At 45.9% G+C, this 20,033-nt stretch carries 20 protein-coding genes and 1 tRNA gene; 6 read left to right on the plus strand and 15 right to left on the minus strand.

Annotated elements, in window-relative coordinates; all coding sequences use genetic code 11:
- The first annotated feature begins 24 nt into the window (after positions 1-24).
- On the plus strand, positions 25-438 hold the full coding sequence (locus ABUK12_RS02805; RefSeq protein ID WP_410014853.1) for a GNAT family N-acetyltransferase: 414 nt from the start codon (positions 25-27) through the stop codon (positions 436-438).
- A gap of 74 nt (positions 439-512) precedes the next feature.
- Here ABUK12_RS02805 and ABUK12_RS02810 read toward each other — a convergent pair whose 3' ends face one another.
- From ABUK12_RS02810 to ABUK12_RS02835, 6 genes are all read right to left on the minus strand, one after another.
- Entirely contained in the window at positions 513-815 is a 303-nt protein-coding gene (locus ABUK12_RS02810; RefSeq protein WP_410014854.1) for a TrbM/KikA/MpfK family conjugal transfer protein, read from the minus strand.
- An 85-nt stretch (positions 816-900) separates the two neighbouring features.
- A complete protein-coding gene (locus ABUK12_RS02815) occupies positions 901-1,302 on the minus strand; it encodes a cag pathogenicity island Cag12 family protein (protein WP_410014855.1) in 402 nt (133 codons plus the stop codon).
- Positions 1,289-2,317 carry a P-type DNA transfer ATPase VirB11 gene (gene virB11 / locus ABUK12_RS02820; RefSeq protein ID WP_410014856.1) on the minus strand — a complete coding sequence of 343 codons (1,029 nt, stop codon included), beginning with the start codon at positions 2,315-2,317 and terminating at the stop codon, positions 1,289-1,291. The genes ABUK12_RS02815 and virB11 overlap by 14 nt, the downstream gene beginning before the upstream one ends.
- Positions 2,307-3,542, minus strand: a complete 1,236-nt coding sequence (virB10, locus tag ABUK12_RS02825; protein ID WP_410014857.1) for a VirB10/TraB/TrbI family type IV secretion system protein — start codon at positions 3,540-3,542, stop codon at positions 2,307-2,309. The genes virB11 and virB10 overlap by 11 nt, the downstream gene beginning before the upstream one ends.
- Positions 3,539-4,429: a P-type conjugative transfer protein VirB9 gene (virB9, locus tag ABUK12_RS02830; protein WP_410016813.1), complete on the minus strand. Its 891-nt coding sequence runs from the start codon at positions 4,427-4,429 to the stop codon at positions 3,539-3,541. The genes virB10 and virB9 overlap by 4 nt, the downstream gene beginning before the upstream one ends.
- Positions 4,429-5,112 (minus strand): virB8 family protein, encoded by a 684-nt coding sequence (locus ABUK12_RS02835; RefSeq protein ID WP_410014858.1) that lies wholly within the window; start codon positions 5,110-5,112, stop codon positions 4,429-4,431. The genes virB9 and ABUK12_RS02835 overlap by 1 nt, the downstream gene beginning before the upstream one ends.
- Positions 5,113-5,585: 473 nt before the next feature.
- On the opposite strand from ABUK12_RS02835, the gene ABUK12_RS02840 reads away from it, so the two are divergent.
- Both ABUK12_RS02840 and ABUK12_RS02845 read left to right on the plus strand, forming a co-directional pair.
- Positions 5,586-5,960, plus strand: coding sequence for a hypothetical protein (locus ABUK12_RS02840; RefSeq protein ID WP_410014859.1), 375 nt, complete (start codon positions 5,586-5,588; stop codon positions 5,958-5,960).
- 13 nt (positions 5,961-5,973) lie between these two features.
- Positions 5,974-6,951, plus strand: a complete 978-nt coding sequence (locus ABUK12_RS02845; protein ID WP_410014860.1) for a hypothetical protein — start codon at positions 5,974-5,976, stop codon at positions 6,949-6,951.
- Between the two features lie 169 nt (positions 6,952-7,120).
- Here the strand turns inward: ABUK12_RS02845 and ABUK12_RS02850 are convergent, their stop codons facing one another.
- Together ABUK12_RS02850 and ABUK12_RS02855 are read right to left on the minus strand one after the other, a co-directional pair.
- Positions 7,121-8,161 (minus strand): helix-turn-helix domain-containing protein, encoded by a 1,041-nt coding sequence (locus ABUK12_RS02850; protein WP_410014861.1) that lies wholly within the window; start codon positions 8,159-8,161, stop codon positions 7,121-7,123.
- Positions 8,162-8,173: 12 nt separating this feature from the next.
- Entirely contained in the window at positions 8,174-8,842 is a 669-nt protein-coding gene (locus ABUK12_RS02855; protein ID WP_410014862.1) for a hypothetical protein, read from the minus strand.
- Positions 8,843-9,401: 559 nt separating this feature from the next.
- Between ABUK12_RS02855 and ABUK12_RS02860 the strand changes: the two genes are divergently transcribed.
- The 3 genes from ABUK12_RS02860 (at position 9,402) to ABUK12_RS02870 (ending at position 11,530) form a co-directional block, all read left to right on the plus strand.
- A tRNA-His gene (locus ABUK12_RS02860) sits at positions 9,402-9,470 on the plus strand.
- 40 nt (positions 9,471-9,510) lie between these two features.
- Positions 9,511-10,239, plus strand: a complete 729-nt coding sequence (locus ABUK12_RS02865) for a hypothetical protein (protein WP_410014863.1) — start codon at positions 9,511-9,513, stop codon at positions 10,237-10,239.
- Between the two features lie 505 nt (positions 10,240-10,744).
- On the plus strand, positions 10,745-11,530 hold the full coding sequence (locus ABUK12_RS02870) for a hypothetical protein (protein WP_410014864.1): 786 nt from the start codon (positions 10,745-10,747) through the stop codon (positions 11,528-11,530).
- A 208-nt stretch (positions 11,531-11,738) separates the two neighbouring features.
- Here the strand turns inward: ABUK12_RS02870 and ABUK12_RS02875 are convergent, their stop codons facing one another.
- The 7 genes from ABUK12_RS02875 to ABUK12_RS02905 all read right to left on the minus strand — a co-directional run bounded on the left by ABUK12_RS02875 (position 11,739) and on the right by ABUK12_RS02905 (position 20,027).
- On the minus strand, positions 11,739-12,218 hold the full coding sequence (locus tag ABUK12_RS02875; RefSeq protein ID WP_410014865.1) for a hypothetical protein: 480 nt from the start codon (positions 12,216-12,218) through the stop codon (positions 11,739-11,741).
- 377 nt (positions 12,219-12,595) lie between these two features.
- Positions 12,596-13,417, minus strand: a complete 822-nt coding sequence (locus tag ABUK12_RS02880; protein ID WP_410014866.1) for a hypothetical protein — start codon at positions 13,415-13,417, stop codon at positions 12,596-12,598.
- 166 nt (positions 13,418-13,583) lie between these two features.
- Positions 13,584-14,822 (minus strand): IS110 family transposase, encoded by a 1,239-nt coding sequence (locus ABUK12_RS02885; RefSeq protein ID WP_410014867.1) that lies wholly within the window; start codon positions 14,820-14,822, stop codon positions 13,584-13,586.
- A gap of 311 nt (positions 14,823-15,133) precedes the next feature.
- On the minus strand, positions 15,134-16,174 hold the full coding sequence (locus ABUK12_RS02890) for a type IV secretion system protein (RefSeq protein ID WP_410014868.1): 1,041 nt from the start codon (positions 16,172-16,174) through the stop codon (positions 15,134-15,136).
- Positions 16,175-16,249: 75 nt separating this feature from the next.
- Positions 16,250-16,525, minus strand: a complete 276-nt coding sequence (locus ABUK12_RS02895) for an EexN family lipoprotein (protein WP_410014869.1) — start codon at positions 16,523-16,525, stop codon at positions 16,250-16,252.
- An 11-nt stretch (positions 16,526-16,536) separates the two neighbouring features.
- Complete coding sequence (locus tag ABUK12_RS02900) at positions 16,537-17,256, minus strand: type IV secretion system protein (RefSeq protein ID WP_410014870.1); 720 nt, start codon at positions 17,254-17,256, stop codon at positions 16,537-16,539.
- Between the two features lie 23 nt (positions 17,257-17,279).
- Positions 17,280-20,027, minus strand: coding sequence for a VirB3 family type IV secretion system protein (locus ABUK12_RS02905; RefSeq protein WP_410014871.1), 2,748 nt, complete (start codon positions 20,025-20,027; stop codon positions 17,280-17,282).
- Positions 20,028-20,033 lie beyond the last annotated feature (6 nt).

Consider the following 20,033-nt stretch of genomic DNA (forward strand, 5'->3'; position numbering starts at 1 on the left):
AATGAAACCAGAGGAAGAAGATCAATGTCTATTGAAATAAAGAAAATTTTACCAACAGAGTGGGTTGATGCTTATAAAGTTATATCGCAGTTAAGAGATCTGACAGAAGAAGAATTTATCAGAAGGGTTAGAATGCAAATATTTAACGGTTATGAGCTAGTTGCTGCATACTCAGGTGAGAACATTGTTGGAGTAATGGGATTTAGACATGTACATACGTTAGCTCGTGGTTTTCATCTCCACATTGATGACCTGGTTGTTGATGAAAAACAAAGAGGTTCAGGTATAGGAAAATTATTGCTGAGCTTTGCGGTAAAGGAAGCAAAAGAGAGAGAAATGAATTTTGTTTTTCTTGATGCGAGAAAAGAAGCAATACCGTTCTATGAAAGTAATGGCTTTATTTTTCATGCCTCACCGTCTATGAAGAAAATTCTTTAAATTCAAATCAGCGAGTAATGGTCCCGGTTACTCGTATAATAATCTGCTCACCCGGCAAACGTGCCGGTAATTGATCAACCGCGCATACGGCCAAATTTACCGATGATTTGGCTGATAATTTCCGGGTTAGCTGATTCGCATTCGAGCAAAAATGCTTTACGGGCATCGGCTGTATGGCTGGGTAAAAAACCGTGTTTGTTCTTTTTCACAATATTAAAGAAAGAACGTTCAGCAGAGCTGCATTCTTTTCCTCCGTCATTACCCGTCGTTTTACCGTACATACATAAAACGACTTCACAGGCATCGGCAGCCATCGCAGTGGATGACAATAATGAAGCAATACAAAGAAAAAATGCAGGTAGTATGATCGACTTCATGTTGATTACCTCTGGTTGGAAATGAGCTATTGAATGTTGTGTTGTCGGGAGGGGGGTACCTGGAAAACCTGGCGTGTGAATGGTGTTACCGATAAAACTCAATTTCCGTTGTATTACAGGTCAGGCAATTATTCAGTTTTGGCTGGAAGGTAATGACGCCTGAGTAACCGTTTTTTCGTAGCCAAACTTTGGCCCTGAAATAATGTTCACCATCCAGTGCGTTAACAATAATGTGACTAGAATGGACAACGGCATACCAGACGTCAGGCGGGTAAACCGCATCAGGATTGAAGGCCATTTTTATTGACCAGTGGTCATCAATTGTGGGGGACGGCAAAATAACCCGGTTCTCTGACCACTGTGGAAGACTCGTATTCATTTCCACGCCGGGTTTTCCCCATTCGGGCTGCACAGGCTCTGGTGGGGATGAACAGCCAGAAAGGATAACTATCATCGCGCTGGTTAAAAATAGGTCAATTGTTCGCATCGTTGAAGTCCTCCTTCATTTTATCCAGGTGAAGATATTTGTAATAGATATCACCCATCCGGCGGATATCGCCGTGAATATCAATACTGACGATAATATCCACGCTTTTAAGCACCTTACGTAACAGCACCTCAAACGGGATATTCTGGCAATCAGGGTTTTCAAAACAGCGGTCAATAATGCCTTCAATACAGTCTTCCGGGCTGCCCGCATGCAGGGAGGTGATAAGTCCTTCATGACCGGAGCCGACGATTTTCAGCGCGTCCCAGGCTTCCCGGCCACGAATTTCCGCCAACAGAATGCGGTCCGGGTTCATCCGGTAATTGGCCCGGATAAGCCTGGCGGGTGTGACGATGGAGTCCTCCCCGGCGTCTGCCGGATAAAATAGATGAACATAATTGGCGTGGCGGTAAAACCGGATTTCGGGGTTGTCTTCAATGGTGATGAGTCTCAGGTGTTGCGGTATATAATGTAGCAGCGTTTTCATATAGGTGGTTTTGCCAGACCCGGTTTCCCCCACAATGAATATCGTCCTGCCATACTCAACGGCCTTTTCAATAAAGCGGGGAATATCCCCGCTGGTATAATATCGGGCCAGTTCATCATCCTTGCTTTCAGTCCGCTCCTTACCTGTTACCCGGTTATAAAAACCGGCATCAATCCAGGACTGATGCGTTTTCTGTTCGAATGACGGTTTGCGCAGCGTGATGGAAACCGTATCACGCTCACAGGCCGGGGGAATAATAGTCTGGATACGCTCACCGGAACCCAGCGTGGCGGAGAGGATGGGCGACGTATCATCCACGTTGTCCTCATTCCATGAAGCCAGCGCTTTGGCAAAAGCGTAACACTGACGCAGCGTAACCGGGGCGTCGTGCATCTGCCATTTTCCGCGAATTTTCGTGTGGATCTCGCCGGGGCGGTTAATGGCGATGTCGGTCAGGCCGTCCAACGGCAGGAAATCACCGAAAAGCTGATTTTTCATAAAATCAAGAGACAGGTTTTCAGTCGGCATACACTCCTCTCTTTTTCATGCGCAGTCGATAGACGGAGGAAAAATCAATATCGGTGCCGGTCATGATACTGATAACGTCTCCCTGGTTCAGATACATCGTGGGGGGAATGTTGATGCTGTTCTCCAGCGTCGTTTTCGCCATTTCCGACGCGGCGGCGCGGGTGTTTTCGGTATAGTCGGTGTTGCGGTCTTTTCCCGGCGCTGAATCCGCCGCTGCCGCAGCCACATCCTGCACGGTGCTCAGCATCAGGGCATTACCGAAACGCGCCCATAAATGGGTATCAATCCAGCCTGAAATACCCGCCTCACCCAGCGGGCCGGTGGCCCCGGCATCCGTGAGCGGAATTTGCAGGCTGCCGGGCTCCGGCGTGCGTAACTCCGTCCAGATGATAAACATCCGGCTGCGCCCGTGTTGCAACGCCCCTGAGCGGTATATTCCCCTGGCGACGGTGCCCGCCGGGATCAGCTTCACATGGTTGCTGGCGCTGTAGACATCCTCGCTGATAAGGCATGAAATCGCGCCGCCCACATCGGAGACAAACCGCCGCATCATTGAGCAGGGAATATAGCGGTCAACCGGGATATAGAGATCAGGATCGAGGTTCAGTCGTCTGACGCCGGTGACCTTAGCCACCCCCGGATTGTCATTGTTGCCATTGGTATCGGATGCGGTTGCCGGACCGTCGGTCGTTCTTGCGATGTCGCGCGGTTCGCTTCGGGTTTTTCGCGTGTTGCCACTTTGCGCTGAACCTGGGGCAGTGCTCAGCCCGTCAGCCAGCGCCGTCGCCTTGTTCAACGTGGGCGGTTCCTGTGGGGATGGCGCGGCAGTTTGTGCCTGGCCCTTGTCCGTCGCCGTTTCCGGCTTGTTTTGTCCGAACAGCCCGAACGGATTGCTGTCCATGCCGAGGTTGGTTCGTGCATGTTGTCCCGCGCTGGTCGAAGGCGGAGGTGTGGTGTCGGCCTCCTTTTCGTCTTTGTCTTTCAGCGTCCCAAGCAAGCGATCGCCGCCGAGCGCCAGTGCAACCAGTAAGGCCAGGCTAACCAGGCAGACCAGCAGCGTCCGGCGACCGGGTGTTTTTCGAAAGCGGGTCACTTCGGGCTGACCGGGAGGCGTTTTTTGTTCTGACTCCGGGCTCGCCATCGCCAGCTGGGCACGCTCGCGGGCTTCTGCCTCCAGTTCTGCCGTGGTTTTCTGCGCTTTTTCCGGGAAGGATGGGTCTGTCATTTTGCCTCCAGCGTGACGGCGGGTGAAACGGTGTCGCTACCGGCGCCCGTGGCTTGCCCGAATGCCGCGTTTTCAATCCCGACCACGGCATTGCCGTAGCGCAGTACCAGGCGCGGCGACAACGTTCGTACCACCATCACGGTGTAATTGCCCTGACTGACAATTCGGGGCGTGACTTCTTGCTCCTGACCGTTAACCACCAGAAAGGGAGAGGGTAGGATTTTGACGGGTGAAAAACCGATATAGGTAAAGCGGCCATCATCGTAAGTGAAGTCCGGTGCTATGGACGCCGACCCTGTCGCCACCCGTTTGGTATAGCGCCAGTTACGCGGCGTGGCGGCTTGTTTAAATGCCGTTGCTATCTGCTGTTTTTCCTGCGTTTCGCGCAGCATTTTCAGACGGGTCGCGTTGGCGGCATCTGATTGCCGGCGGGCCTCATCCGGATAGCGATAGCGGATGACGAAAGCCTGCGAGGGCGAGTCGTTATCCAGCACATTCAGTTCCAGGCTGTAATCACGTTTTGATGTCACGACAAAGAGATTGGTCTTCCAGTCCTTTGCGGTCGGCAGAAAGACCTGACTGACGTTATTGCCGCTGGCATCCGTCACCGGCTGGGTAATGGGGTTCGGGCTGACGCCCACCCGGTTATCGCTGCGGGTCACCGTCCAGCCTTTGGGAAAGCCCACCTGCGCATCAATAACTTCCTCATCATCGTCGAACAGCAGCGTGGTGACGTAGCCGGGTCGGGTATTGACTACCGTGGCGTTCTGGCTGTTGTAAAAGACGTTCTGCATCCGGCTGTCCCAGACACTTCCACGCGGTATGGCGGCACCCCAGGCCACGTATGACGCCAGGATAAGGGTAAGGCCCAGACTTTTTCTCAGCATCATTCAGTCCTCAGTTCTTTATCGCGCTGGTAGCTGGTGACGATGAAGCCCATCGGGTTCACTTCGCGCTGGCTGTCGGTGAGTTGCTTGCGTGGGAGATAGCGGTACGTCAGGCGAATATTCCAGACATCCGTTTTGACGGAATTATCCGCAATGCGGCGAATGGTACGTCTGATGCGCAATGTCGCCAAATGGTCGGGCGCTGTGGCGGAGGCGTGGACGTTAGAAATAATGTCAATATAAACGACATACTCCGCTTTATTGAAAATGACATCTGGTGCCTGGTCGTTGTTAAACCCGTCCAGATAATCCTTATTCACGCTGTCACTGTTAAATAACTGCACATCGTCATAATCACGCTGGAGCGAAAAATAGTTATACCCTTCGCGGAGCTTGACGTAGTTTGCCGCTAAGGCATGCGCCAGCGATTCTTCAGAAGAAATATCCCGCTCTTTAATCCGGGTCATGTATTCATAACGACCGGTCTGTTTATCCACGGACCATAGCTCAATCTCAGTGGTTTTCAGCGGTAACAGGATAATAATGGCCGCAATGGTCATTGCGGCCAGGGTGAATCCGACCGCCGCCATCAACCAAGCTACTTTCCTGGCGCGCTCATCCTTTTCCAGAATGACGGCTTCAAACGTTCGGGACGACGCAAGAACTTTTTCTGCTTCAGACATGTTTTGTCAGCTCCTGGATGATGGCCGGAGTGTTCACCGGTTGTGGTTCTCCGGATACCGGCGGGAGAGTGTCGTTATGCTGTGCACAGCCCGTGAGCACGCACAACATCAGAAAGACGATGCTGAGTTTCATATCAGGCCTTTTATTGAACGGATGCGTTGGCGTCAGTGTTATTGCAACGACGCGATACGAATGCGGATGTGACGAGCGGCGAAGAGATTTGGTGTAGTAACGCCTCCTCAATGTGACAGTTTCTAGTTGCGAGCTTGAATTTAAAATGACAGTCGGCACCGCGTCAGAAGCGGAAACTGTCAAATAGTTCACCCTTTATTGCCGGCTAAGCTAAAAAATTATCAATAATTAGATGCTAAATATGAGTTTTAATATCAATGTTCTGATAGACTACTATTGAAATATATTTTTAATGTGACAAACTTAGTTCTTGCTAAGTTATAGATTATCAAGGTTACATATGGCATCTATACTTATAAATCCAATAACCCTATCAAGGTTCAATGCGTTAGCTACCTATGCTAGAAATCCGCGAGTCAAATCACACTCACAAGAATTGGAGTGGTTTGAAACATGTGATGGAAAAATACTGGGTGTCTTATTGATGGATACAATTGACAATGATTATGTTGGGATCATATTTTCCCGTGACCTCAATAAAAGATATCGATTTATCAATTTGACTAATTTTGGGTTTAATAGTTCGAAAACTAAAAAAGAATTGTTAAATAAAATTCGCGAATTACACCCATCAGCTGATGAACTTGGCGCTCAGGGTGATGAAAGCGATGAAACTATGGATTTTTTTATTGAGTTAGAAAAAAAACAATTTTAACCCAGATTTTAAGTTGGTAAAAGAATCACTAAATTATACTGGAGCAAAAAACATTATTGAACCATTAATGAGGTGGTATATTGATATTGATGGAAATTTTGTTGAGCAATTTCAAACAACAGGTTTTTATCAACGAATTTGGGAACTCCTTCTTTTTAGTATCTTTACAGAAAACGACTGCATTTTTGATACTTCTTTCAATGCTCCAGACTTTAATCTGTCATTTATTAATGGCTTTTATACCATTCCGTTTGCAATTGAAGCAACTACTGTTAACAGGCCAGTGGATCGCACAGGGCAACCAATCGCAATGCCAGAAGTTAACAGATCAAATATAGAAGAATATAATAATCTCCTAGTTAATTACTTCCCAACACGATACTCGGGACCATTGCTTGCAAAACTGAAAAAGAAATATTGGGAGCAAGACCATGTATCAGGAAAACCATTTGCTATTGCTATCACTGATTGCCAATTCAAAGGTGCTGGCAATATAAGCCATGATGCGCTACCTTTATATCTTTATGGTTTTCAGCAAAAAGTGACATCCGCTGGTGTTGAAGAACGTATTGACATTAATTTTCACATATGGGGAACAAAGAAGGTTCCATCTGGATTTTTCAATTTTGATGATTCGGAAAATATTAGTGCAATATTATTCTCCCCTGCGGGTGACATAGATAAATTTAATAGAATGGGCCTCAAAGATGATTTCAATGATACAAAATATAAGATCAAACGCACAGTGAAATCACCAAACTCTGAAACTTGGGAAATTGAGACTATCATAAGAATAGTTCCAACTAAGAAGTACACAGAGACCTGGGATGAAGGTTTAGTTGTTTATCACAACCCGAATGCATTGTATCCCTTCCCAATATTTATTTTACCCAATGCGACTCATTATCACGTAGTTGATGGCAGACTTATTGCTGAATTTGACAGACTCCCTATAATTGAGGACTCATCTGAAATTATAAGATACGAGTGATGTGTGACTGCTCTTCGTTAATAACCGTCCGAGGGCTTTCCTGCGGACGGCTCAGTGCCAGATAGCAGCCACTACTAACATCACGGTGCGTTAAGTACGCGGGGGGCAGGTCACATTATGTTGACAACAAAAAACCGCCCGAGGGCGGTTTAGTCTTACATTTGATCTTTTAGATACGTTGAATCAAACCAAATCTGAACAAGAGATTAGAAAGCTCGCCTATAGGGACGTTAAGCTGGCGAGCAATCACTGGCAGGGTTATGCCATCAGCAGCCAGCGCCTCAAGTAATGAGTCAATTATCATTGAACGCTCACGTTCCATTATTTGATCCTCGCTAACTCGAAATCCCCGCATAGAAGCTTCTTTTACGAGATTGTTGTATTGCCAGGTAGTTAACGCTCTCACCTGTCTCATACGGTAAATAAGAGCAAAGGTAGATACCTTCCAGTTTTGACGAAGTTGAAGCACTTCATCTACGGATGGGTTACGCATTCTTGCAGCCAGGACATTCTCTTTCGGCATTAAAAAAGCTGAAGCAAATTCATTAGCCTCAACTTCAATATCCTTGCCTTGTGGTGTTCCATGTTTATGCAAAACTAAGTGGCCCAACTCGTGAGCTGCATCAAATCTGCTTCGTTCAGCAGTTTTCTGATTGTTTAGAAATACATATGCCTTTCCAGCTTTCCAGAACGAATAAGCATCTACTTCCGCTGCATTTTCTGACAATGAAAAAACCTTAATCCCGTTCATTTCTAATAAATGAACCATATTAGAAATACTTTTACTTCCAAGCCTCCAGTGATCACGAAGGGCTCGTGCAGCTGATTCAGAAGTTTCACCTCTCAAATCTATCAAGTTAAGCTCAGGCAGCTTAAAACTGTTTTCAAAATAGTTACTTACAATCAGTCCTAGCTGTCCAGCACCTATTGCAGCCCCTTCCTGCGCAGAGGTCATTTTTTTCAGAGAGCGAAAAGATACCGTAGAAGGATCAATAGTTTCAATATCATCACCAAAGAAAAACTCAGCAGGATATTTTAAAACATCTACAAATGCAGCGATCGTTTGCTCGGATGGTTCGTATAAGCAATAATCCTTGTCATAATCAACGACCATCCTCAATGAAAGCCCTGCTTTACTAGCCAAGGCAGTCATTGTTAATCCTCTTCTTATCCTTGCAAGTTTAAGGCGCGAAGGGTTAAATTTTGCCATTTTATATCCGAACTACTCTTTTCTAATAACAGTGAATTCTGGGGTGTCGTTAAATTCTTCTTTCACAGGGAGAACTTTATTAACGAACGGAATCGCTTGAAAAATGTAGCGTTCTTTCCATGAGGCGATTCGTGTTTTACCTGCTGATTGGCTCATTCCATCAGGGATTGATAACTCATATCGAACTTCTTTATTACCGTAGTCGAAAAAATAAAGTAGAACGAAGTTGATCATTGAATCAACAGGTTCCGAACCAACGATGGGAGTAACTACTTTTTCAGCATTAAACAATTCATAGTTTTCACCGACCAGAACCTCAGTAGCAGCCCCCTTCGGGTTTTTGCTCTTAGGATTGCCGTCAATAAGACCAGTGCACTTATCCCCACTCATAACAAGGATATTCAAACCATTAGCTTTGTTATGAGTTAGGTTCAACCCACTAACAAACGAAAAATTCCATTCATCACTACCAGTGAGTAATTCACGGCGCAAACCACGAATAACTGCTCCCCAAGCACGAGAGCCCGGATCAGTTTTGGCATCAAGGTCAGTGCTTTGTCTGATCTCTAAGAGTCCATCTTCTACTGCCGCCTGAAGCGCAGTTTCTTTAATTCCATACTTGATGACACTGGCAACTGCATCATCACCAAAAAATACTGTACGCGGCGCTTGATTGCTCATTCGATTCTCGCATTACTGGACACTTCCTGATTTTATACCTTATTTAAGGGAGGAGATCAAGAAGTGGCCTGATGATTTTCACAGTATTTTCGATAGGTCTTTGATTACTTGTTTAGCGTTCAACGTTTGGACCATACTGTATAATGTCTGCCCATAGCTTTACATACTTCAGCTACTTGTTCGTTCCGATGGTAAGATTCATGAAAAGTGCCACATTCAGCCAATAAAGAAAGGTACCAGTTTCGCTACTAGTTCCCTTCGTTCACTGACCTGTTCCCCGTCGATTAATACACCATGATGTTAGTAATGTCTTCATTTTGAAGGTTGTTCGGTATTAAAGCCCGTTTTTTGCTAATAACCGTCCGAGGGCTTTCCTGCGGACGGCTCAGTGCCAAGCGGACGTCACCAATGCTAGCCCGTGTTAATCGACAGGGTGCAGGTCAGCAATAGCAGGTCTATGTCAGAAGTGGGAGTTGCATATGCTATTAATTTTGGATGAAATGCGAATTTCTTAACTTATGCTATTGCATTAATGTAGTGAAATATTGTAAGTTTTTAGCGGGCGATGGTGTAAGGGTAAACACACTCCTATGGAGAGTATTTGTGAGGTTCGAATCCTCACCGCCAAAGGTAATTCAACGAGTAGCCTTTGGCAGTGGTAATTTAATATGTCAAGAGTCCCTTCTAAAATTTATAAGTATCACGTTGCCAACCTTCGAGAGTTGCAATTGGCCCTGGGTCATACAGGCCGACTTGCTCGTACAGAAATCGCTTCGAAAGATCCTCAGAAGGGGCTCAGGTCTCTTCTTCGTTTGTACTCATTCTTGGTAGGGGCATGGATTGAGACTCGTCTTAGAAAATTACTTCATGAAGAGTTCGGTTTTACTGAGTCTGAGCGTAATCAGATTGAGCAGAAATCATCGCAACTTGAACAATGGAAAGAAACTGTTGATCTAGCTTTTCGTAAGCATCATAAAATAACTAAAGCACCTCTTGATGAAAGAAATCTTGGGGTAGCACACGCCGCACGAAGAGCAGCATTACATGATGTTTTGTCGAATGAGCTACGAATCCTGATAGAAATACGAAACAAACTAGCACATGGGCAATGGGTCTATCCTTTTAATAGTGAAGGAGACGCTGTGGAGCCTGATAAATATCAATTAATCAATAAAGAAAACCTGCAATCACTTCAATTCAAATATTCATTAGCGGAGCATTTAGCTAACGCTGTACATGATTTAGTTGTAAGTCCTGCAACATTCGAACGGGATTTTGAAGGTCATTTTAAGAGATTATATCAAGTGAGAACAAACTTAGTGACAAAAGATTACGAAAAATATGAAGCAAGTTTAGTATCAGGTAGAAAAAAATTGCGTGCCGCTAGAACGCAGTAATAGGTTCATGATATTTTCTAATACTTGTTACCTTACTCAGCCTTAAATTATTCAACGTTCTTTTACGTCCGCTCCTCGCTCATAGCAGAACTGTGACCTATTAAGTCTGCCCGCTCTGTGCCAAGAGCAGACGTTGCTGTCTTGTCGGGAAAACAGAGGTAATAATGGCATTGGTAGACTCAGGATTGAATCCATATGGATAACCAGGGACCAAGCGAGTATCAGAGCATTAGCAACAGCTCTAACAGCATCATTACTCTGCTAAATTCCTTATTAATACATTGCGAAAATGATTGTGCTATTACTTGATAAGTTTCGTTAGGTAATGCGGGAAATCAAAAACGGGTAAAGGTGTGAAATCAATTTGATTAGCTGGTACATCATGCTATAAAATTGATCTTAGTTTGGTTAACTTACTAAGATAATGCATGGAAACGAAATAAATCCCGAAAGTATTTTTTGACAATATGAATGTGACATAAATCAGAACTAAAATGAGTGACAAATGATAGATAAAAATACCATTAATAAGATTGCAGCTTTCAACTCTAAACTTGATATTCCTCAAAAAATAATAAGAAATCTTATTATTGCAGTTGCCATATGTTTTCTTATTGATTTCCTAGGATTAGACAGTTTACGGAAGAGCTTCTTTATCCTAACTTTGATATACTGGAGTTTTTCAGTTTTCCATGGTCTGATCAGTATATACAAAAAAGTATATCAAACAACATTAGGTAAAGGGGTTTTGATATTAGGAAGTACGCTTTGTTTAAATCTCGCCCTATGCCTTTCGGGTGTGGTGATCAATGATATAACTTCTGTTTCACCCACAAACTTCCCTCACTCCTTGATATTCATTTCGGCAGCGATGATTCCTTTGATCGTCCCTCTTGGTATGATCCTACTGTTCGCGGTCATTTTTGTGTCAGCACCTATATGGGGCTGGTTGTTTGTGTATGATGATAAACTTAAGAAATTTTTAATACCAGGATATGAACCTAACCAACAGAGATTTTTGCATAAAACTACTTTGATAATCCAAATTTTATCGTTAATAACCTATTGTGCATTTATTTTTCAATTTGCGCGAATCACAGGTGATGATTACATATCTTATATCATCAGTAAATCTCAAGGTATGATTTACACGCTCGAAATGTTTGATAAAAGCCCATGTATCAACATTAAGGTGGGTAAGGTTTCCTTTATAGGTGATGCCAATGTACTGGTTGCGACTAAAGACAATGATAAATATTCCTTCAAAGTCATGCAGTGCGAGATAAAATAGGCAAAAATCCTACTTTGTCATGGTTACAACACCCTATTCCGATGGGGGACGCTTCGCCGTCGCCTTAGCCACCTTTGCGCTGGGTACTTCATATTCTGGGATGTGATAGGACTAATGGTGGTGGTACCCTTCCTGCCCATGATCGAATATTCTTCTAACAAAAAATAAATAGCTAAACTTTGTTCGGGCCAAGGCTTACAGACAACTGCTAGTTCTTAGAGTTGGCCCTATTTATAATTTCGTGTATAGTTGTCACCAACTTGTCACCCGTCATTTTGTTGTGTAGAACAACTTTATGCCTATCACCGAGAAGCTCTGATGCTGTTATTTCATTCTCAGTAATGGCAAAGAAGAAATTCTTGAAGTCAGGTGTGGTAACCCTTTTTTGATTACAGGTTTTAAGTTCAATAAATGTTAGTGATTTTAATATGTCTGACAATAAACTAATGTTACTAAAGTCAACAGTTACATTTTCAGGGATGGAAACGAAATCAAAGCTTGATGCCTTTATTTCAATATCTTCAAACTGCTTCAGCGCGGCTAGCAGGTTTTTCATTTCTTTCCCTTTAGGTCTTTTTATCCATAAAGCTTGAGAATCAAGCAAACTACGCTCCCCTGAAATGCCATTTTCTGAGGAAAATCTGGCTCTATAGGCCTTCTTTGATTCAATCAATTCAAGTAGATTCACCGTACGTTCCTTTTGGTTTTGTAATTACATACAGAAAGTTATCATAATTCACTCTCAAGGCAATACTAGACTGCCATCAGTCTACCGATCACGGAAACAAATGGATCTCATGATGGTCCGATTCTCGCTCAAAACTGCCGGAGGTCTTCGAGGGGCTGCAGAGTGCCAAGATCGGACATTACAAGCATCACGTCCCGTTAATAATTTAGTGAAAAGCTCAAACGGGCGTGAAACTATAATGGGGATGCTAATAGGTAGTTTCAAACTATATACAGTAGTATGTCAAAGAAAAAGCATGATAAAAACAAAGAACAGATAAAAAATAAAACAAACCTTATATAAGGCGGTGTTTAATTTAAAATTTTATCAGCCTTATTTTATGTTCTTGCCTGATTTTTACTCCATTTTTTATACCATTTTGAAGCAGTACGATATGACACCCTCATTATATAAGCAGCTGCCAGAGGAGTTGCTTTTGCATCATATAGCATGAACATTCCTTTCGTACCTTCTGGACTAAATGTGCCATTACTCTTCGTGTTTTTCGGATGGCCGGGTTGTATAGCATCCATAACTTCACGAGGAATGTTGCTGATTATTTCATTTGTAGCTTCTATAGTAATATTCAACTTATCAATCTGGTCGTTAACCTTTTTCTTTAATCGCTTAATCTCTTTAAGATATGTTTGCTCTGCAGCATTAAATGCCAGAGTGTCGAAAGACAGTTCAAAGCAAAATGAGTTTTCCATCATTTTGCTTTCTATTATCTTTCTAAGATTTTGTATGTGCTGGACTGCTGAGTAATTATATTTTGCTATTTTATGTCCGTTAGGAAGGTCATATTCAGCAAGATTAGCGTATGCTCCAACATCTATGGTTATTCTGTGGATCTCATGACCTATAGTATTACGGTAGTCAATCATTTCTCTCAATTGTAAACTTTCTTCTTGTGTTATGACTCCTTCCGAAATGAGCAATTCATGTGCTTCTTTAAAACTAATTTGCTTTTCGTCATTTGTTGTGGATTTCGTGCTATCAATAATTTTTCTTAGTCTTTTTGTAACTTTAACAGAACTGATAATAAAATCTTTCAGGTTTTCCACATAGAAAAGCACTAACACCATTTCTAGTGCTCGAAGTTTAAGTACATCTGCTTCTAATGTGGTTACGGTACGACCATGTGGGCGATGTCTTTCCATCCCTGAAAACTCCCGATTCAACCATCTGTATGATAACTATCAGCTTCGCAGCTTGAATAATCTGCCGCTTCAAGTCAACCATGATGGATGAGCAGTATGTATGAAGTCCCTTGTCATCCAGTTAAGTAAATGTCAGCTTCACGCCCTGAGACATTCGACAAGCTTTTTATGGCCTAAGTAAGGGTGAGTGTCGCGCTTCGAGTACCAGCAAATATTTCGCTTCGTCGTAGCGGGTTCTGGTCTTCCAGCAGCGGTAAATGATCCTTATCCATTTAAACGCCAGAGCCCGGATAGCTGATTGATGCGATTTCCCTTTTTTGCGCTGGTCCTGGTAATAAAGTCTGGCCCAGTATGATGAGTTTACCGTCTTGGCAGCCCATTCAACAAAAGTCTGCCTGACGAACTTAGCGCATTGCCATCGCCAGTGAACCCAGGATTTCTGGCCACTTCGTACTGTTACCGGTGCTATACCTGCGTAGTTTTGAATTTCTTCTGCGCTATTAAAACGGTCACGGTTATCGCCAAGTGCAGCAAGCATACGCGGGCCCATGCACGGCCCCATACCCGGAAGTGATTTAAACAGCCCTGCATCTGGCAATGTGTCAAACAGCGTTTCGATTCGTTCATCATAGGTTTTGATGATTTCACTCAAAACTTTAATTTGTGTCGCCAGTGCTGTTGCCATCAAGGCATTAGCCTCTATAACACTCGGGTCTGTCGTCAATGGGATCGCATTATCAATACTCGTAACACGTTGATCGGTAAGGACCGTTGCGCGACCACCTTTGGCATTAAGGAAGTTGCGAATAGTGTCGCGCCTCGCGCGTTTCAGTTGTTGCAGACTGGGCCATCGTATAAGCAGTTCACACAACAGTAAGCTACCCCGGTGTGAGAACCAATCCAGAAGTTGAGGATAATATTGTTTAAGGGTGTTGATTAACCTGTTCACAAAACGGCGTTTGTCTTCAATCAGTTGTCGACGCTGTTCAACCAGCTGTTGAAGTAATCGAATATCCGCATTGTCGGGTTCAATGGCTTTGATCTTTTTGGGATAACGTAACATCAGCTCCAACGCCAGCTCTGCATCCTGCGGGTCGTCTTTTGCCCCACTGGGCCAGAAGGTCTGCCTGTAGCGAGCAAGCGATAACGCATGAACAGGAAAAACAGTGATAAACGGGTATTTTTGTAGTGCGAGCACCACTGGGCCTTTTTTGAGTTCAACAGCGACTGCAATCTTACCTTTCACTTTTTTGTGCAACGCTTTCAGCCAGGTATCAAGTGCTTCCGACGTATGTTCAATGACATGAAAGACACGTTCACCATTGTTAAACTGGATACAGACATCGTGCTTTTTATCCGCCCAGTCGAGGCCAATATGAACAGCAAACTGATCTATCGAATTCATAACCAACTCCTTTTCACCGGGGATTGGTATGCATTCCACGCTCTTCGAAAGAAATATAGTCAGCAGTTTGTCTGCATGCCCTGAGTATTCGTTAACGAACGTGGAGCACTTACTGGCTCGAAAGAAAAGCGGTGATCATCGCATGATTCTCGCTCAATATTCGTAACCAGTAAGCGCATACCCTGGATCACCTAATAGCGTAATTTTCAGGGTATGAAAGTCTATATCTCGCTCTTAGCAGCCTGTCAGGTCTCGTCTTGCTCTGCTATTGGAGAGTTTCGGGTTGAGTGGTGGCTTAATCCAAATAGGAGTTAGCGGTTACGCTGCTGATTAAAACGTTTCATATTCTCGATGGCGGCTGTGCGTTTTTGCCATGCCGATACGGCTTTGCTGGTGCCTGCGGCGATGAGTTTGCCTGTTGCTCCGGCAGCACTGATACCGCCTTTCGCCGCCAGTTTGGCTCCGGCCGCCCCGACTTTCATCGCCGGTTTGGCTGCATCAGAGGATTTTTTTACCAGTCCGCCCAGTCCACTCATCACCGCGCCCTGTAATGTGGCCTGTACGGCTGCGCCACTCAGTGCACTGGCAATCTTTGCGGAGAAATAAATGACAACTCCCGACGCGATCCCGGCCAGCAAACATTGCGCCGCCAGCGTCACCATATTGCTGTCGCTGGAGGTGTTTATAGCGGCATCGAGTATTTTATTCAGATAATTGATGGCGATCCGGATGGATAAGGCAGAGAACATTATCGTCAATATCGCCGTAAAAATGGTTTTTAGCCAGTTATCAAACATGGGTTTCAGGAAACCGTACAGCAGACAGAAAATAAACAGGGGTGCAGTTGTGGTCATTAACAGTAGGGTGATTTCGGCGAGAAGGTTGACAAACGTTGCGGCGAGTAAAAGCACGATTGCGCCACCCCATACAAGCACCTCGGCGAAGCCCCCGCTCAATTGGACATAAGTGGAGGTATCCAGATTAAACAATGTCTGTCCCAGCGTCTGCGCCTTCTCCCACACAGTATCGAGCAGGACCCAGACATTATCATCGCCGCTTACGCCATCCTTAAGTCCTTCGATGGCCGCAATCACGGCATCCAGCCAGCTATCGCGATTTAGTACAAAGGTGGTAATGAGTAACATCCGGCCCACATCCCAGACGACATCTTCAACTGGGGTCTGTAATTTTCCTCCCAGCGTCTGATACCCTCGATAAACGATGAATAAGGTGAATGAGCTGACAACTATAATGCTTATCATCGAGCCGTAGGTGGAAGACTGACCTTCTAAAACGGCGTTGAGTCCATTCATGATGTTTTTATCCATGCCAACAAAAATACCACCGGACATAATGCCTCGCTTGATATAGTAATATACAGAGAATAAAAAAACAGGGGAGCGTCCCTGTTTTTACTGGCGGGGAGATTATTCGGTAACGGATTTTATTTTTTTAGCTTCCTGCTGGAACAGTGCTTCGAATTTTTCCTTTATCCCTGGTTTGCCTATTTGCGCGTACATAATGGCTGCCCTGTGGGCAAATTCGCAATTATCACTCGCCTCGCCATCTTTAAGGCATTGCGTATAAACTGTATACGTCTCATCCGGATGTTGCTTATACCAGGCTTCGGATTTTGTCTCTTTACAACCGGATAATGCGATGACGCCTGAGGCGACGAATAAGGTTAATAAAGATTTAGACATGTTTAAGCTCCCTATAGAGCGTTCAGATCAGCAACCGGTGCTGTTAATTGCTGCTGCTCAAAGGCTTTCTGTCTTTGCTGCTCCAGCAGTTTTGTTCGCTGCTCAGACTGCGTGACTGACATCTCCCACTGGCTGGTCAGCGCATTTAATTGTACGCTTTTGGCCGCCACGGCGTTAGCCAGGTCCTGTGACTCTTTAGTGTCCTGAGCGTTCGTTATGCGGTCAGATAAGTCTGATATATCGCTGAGTGTGCTGTTGATCCTGTTTTCCACATCGCGGGTGTTCTCAATGGACACAGCCTGATTGAGAACGATTTGTTTGCAGCTTGCCAGGTAACTCTGTGACGTGCTGGACTGATTGCAGACATCGAAAGATTTATATTTATTATATAGGCTCTGAAGTTCAGAGGAATATGAACCGTTCTGGTTGGTGAGCAGGTCATTCAGCGAAATGCCATTCTTGCGCAGCGCATCAATATCGGTTTTCAGGTTTCTGGCGTCGCTGAGAAAACCCTGAATATCCCGTACGCCCGTCGCTGTGGCTAATTGCTGCTTATAGGCGTTAAGCTCGCTTTTATAGTGGGTCACGGTTTCTTCCCATTGCTTGAGTTTTTCAGTCCACTGGGTAATGGATTCCGCATTTTGCACCGCATCGAAAACCGGTATCCCGGCGCTTATCGACGGGGCGGAAATAAAGAACGATAACGCCAGGATGCTATATCGGGTACGCATTTATTTTATCTCCGGTCTGAATGTTATATTGCCTTTTCAAGGAATGATGCTTTCCATTCCTCAGGCGTCATGCCGTCCTGATAAAGAGCGTCGAATATTTTCAGGTTGTCTTCACTCCCGCTCAGCAGTTTGGTGATTTTCCCGAGGCCCGACAGGTCCATTTTTGCCATCGACACAAAAGGCCGGGTTTCACCGGCGCGCAGAGGCGTTTTTAGTATCACCATGTAGTGTTCGCCCGGATCAAGATTGCGCACGATGTCATAAACGCTTTCCGATACTTTCATTTTTTCCACATAATCCGCATGGCTGGCCTTGGGGTTGGCGAGGAAAATTTGTGTGCCACACTGCTCAATGATTGCCGGGGCGATGGGATGCTTAACGATTTCATCGGGCGACTGGGTGGCGGGGACAAAGATGCCATTGAGCTTACGGATGACTTTCAGCATATTGAGCGAGAATCGGGAAAACTCGACGTCGGCCAGCCATTTCCAGAATTCGTCCATAAACATCACCAGGCGGCGTCCGTCCAGCAGGCTGGTCACGCGGTACAGCAGGTAAAAAGTGATGGGGCCGCGGATGTCGTCGTCATCCAGGAATTCCGTGCCATCAATACCAAAGTTATCAATATCGCTGATAGTGAAGGTATCTTCTTCGTTATCAAATACCCAGCCGAATTCGCCGCCCTGCGCCCACTGTTTCAGCCGGATGCGCAGCCCGTTGGTGCGGGCGTCTTTGGTCGGCGGCTCAGGCAGCACTTCCAGTAGTCGGGTAATACCATAACGGCGGTATTCCGGCGGATAGTCCAGCATGATGGTATCCACGGCGGTGCTGATACGCTCTTCGTCGCGTGGGTCGAGCGGCTTGCCGTTACGGCGACACAGCATCCTGACCAGCCGTTTAATAAAACTGATGTTTAGCCGGCTCGGCGCCAGTGAAAACGGATTAAACCCACTGGGGACGCCGGTCCGGATGCGGAAGTAACGCCCGCCCATCTGGCGTATCGACATCTCTGCCGCCCGGTCCTTGTCAAAATAAACGGTGGTCAGTCGTTTAATCGTGGCCGACGCGGCAAACGTCGCCGGGTTGCGGTACTTCTGCATCAGTTGTTGCATCATCGTCATCAGCAGCGTCTTGCCTGACCCTGTTTTGCCGATAATTGCCGTATTGCCCGGCGTTTTTTCATTGAAATCATCGCGTCCGGCCTGACTGTCGTGCAGGTTCAGGTAATAACCACCGCCGCCCGGCGATGTCAGGATGGCGATGGCCTCGCCCCAGGGGTTGCCGTCCCGTTTGTGAGGATGGAAGTTATGCAGGCTCGCCATATCGGCATAGTTCTGGCTGCTGAGTGCAACCAACCGGGGGCGCAGCTGGTATACCCCCGGCAGTTGCGCGAGGTACGCGGCGGGTAGCGACAGGGTGGACAGGGATGTCATGATGCCGAGGTCGGCAAAGGGCTGGGCCAGCGCGTTGGTGTCTTTTACCACCTGGTCGGCGTTGTCTGAGGAGACCAGCAGGGAGAAGTGGTATTTCCCGCACGAGATATGCCCGGATTGGAGCAGGTCACGCAAGACAATCAGCTCTTCGCGCTGCGAAATGGCGTCATCATCCGCCGAGTTCAGGCGCTTTTCCGCCAGGCGGATGTGATTTTGCGCTTCATCCCGTGCCATGCAGGTAAAGGATTGCGTCAAGACGTAATCACTTTCAGCATACAGCAGCGCATCCAGTAAACCCGTATGGGTTTGGGGTGAGTAATCTTTGATTTCCAGACTGCGGAAAAAGCGGGAACCTCCGACCGTCTGGCACTCGGCGGTATCGGTGCTAAAGAAGACATCCGGTGTGCTGAGCGTGTCGTAAAACGGTGAGCGGGTCACCGCCACCTTCTGCCATTTGCCGGTCATCAGGCGGTGATAAAAAGCCAGTTGCGAGGAATACACCCGACCGTTTTCTTCATAAACGCCTAATGGCGTTGCCATATAGCGGGATAGGGCGGAAGTCAGCGCGTCTTGATGCTCCAGCATCGCTTTCAGGGCGTTATACAGTGCGGCGTGCCTTTTCCCGACAGGCTGTCTCTTCATGACCTTTTTCTCAAGCCGAGAGAACGGTGCATAACAGAGGGTGAAAAACAGTCGGTGACGCCAGAAGGGTTTTTCTTTAATCGGCCGGTAATAACGCTCTGAGACCTCATCCGAAAAGGGAATACCCGAATGGGCCTCAAACGCATCCCGGTATTGCTCTCTTATGCGGTGAATATAGAAGGTGACCGGCAGTCCTTCATACGAACGAATAACATTGTTGAGATGGGTTGCCAGAAAGGTCAGGTGATGTTCATCCTCGCATTCAAATACGGCTCCAGCCAGCTCCCAGGTAGCAACCAGGTCGCCATGGCTGTTCCTTATCACCTGGGGGTGAATATGAGAGGAATACGGAATGTATTTATCCAGCGTGATGCGCTCGTTTAACTTCATCTTTTTCGTAAACTCCGAAACATCGACGGCATCATAGCGATTGGCCAGCATGGCGTTCACGCCGTAATGCCGGTTGGTGGCAAACCGTCCACGGGTTTTAAACGCCAGCCAGAGCAGAGCAAAATAATGGATATCCGTTCGCGCTTTGGCTTTCATTTCCATCCAGGCCGGAATAAGCAGCAATACCAGGTAATAGCTGAGATAGACCGACAGCAGGACAAGCGTCCCGCTGACGATAACGAACGGCACGAGGGGAATGCCCATGATGGCGGCGGGGCGCGTCAGCGCCTTGTTCAGCGTGGTCATTCGTTC

It is taken from the genome of Sodalis sp. C49, assembly GCF_046352915.1.
In the GTDB taxonomy this organism is placed as follows: Bacteria; Pseudomonadota; Gammaproteobacteria; order Enterobacterales; family Enterobacteriaceae; genus Acerihabitans.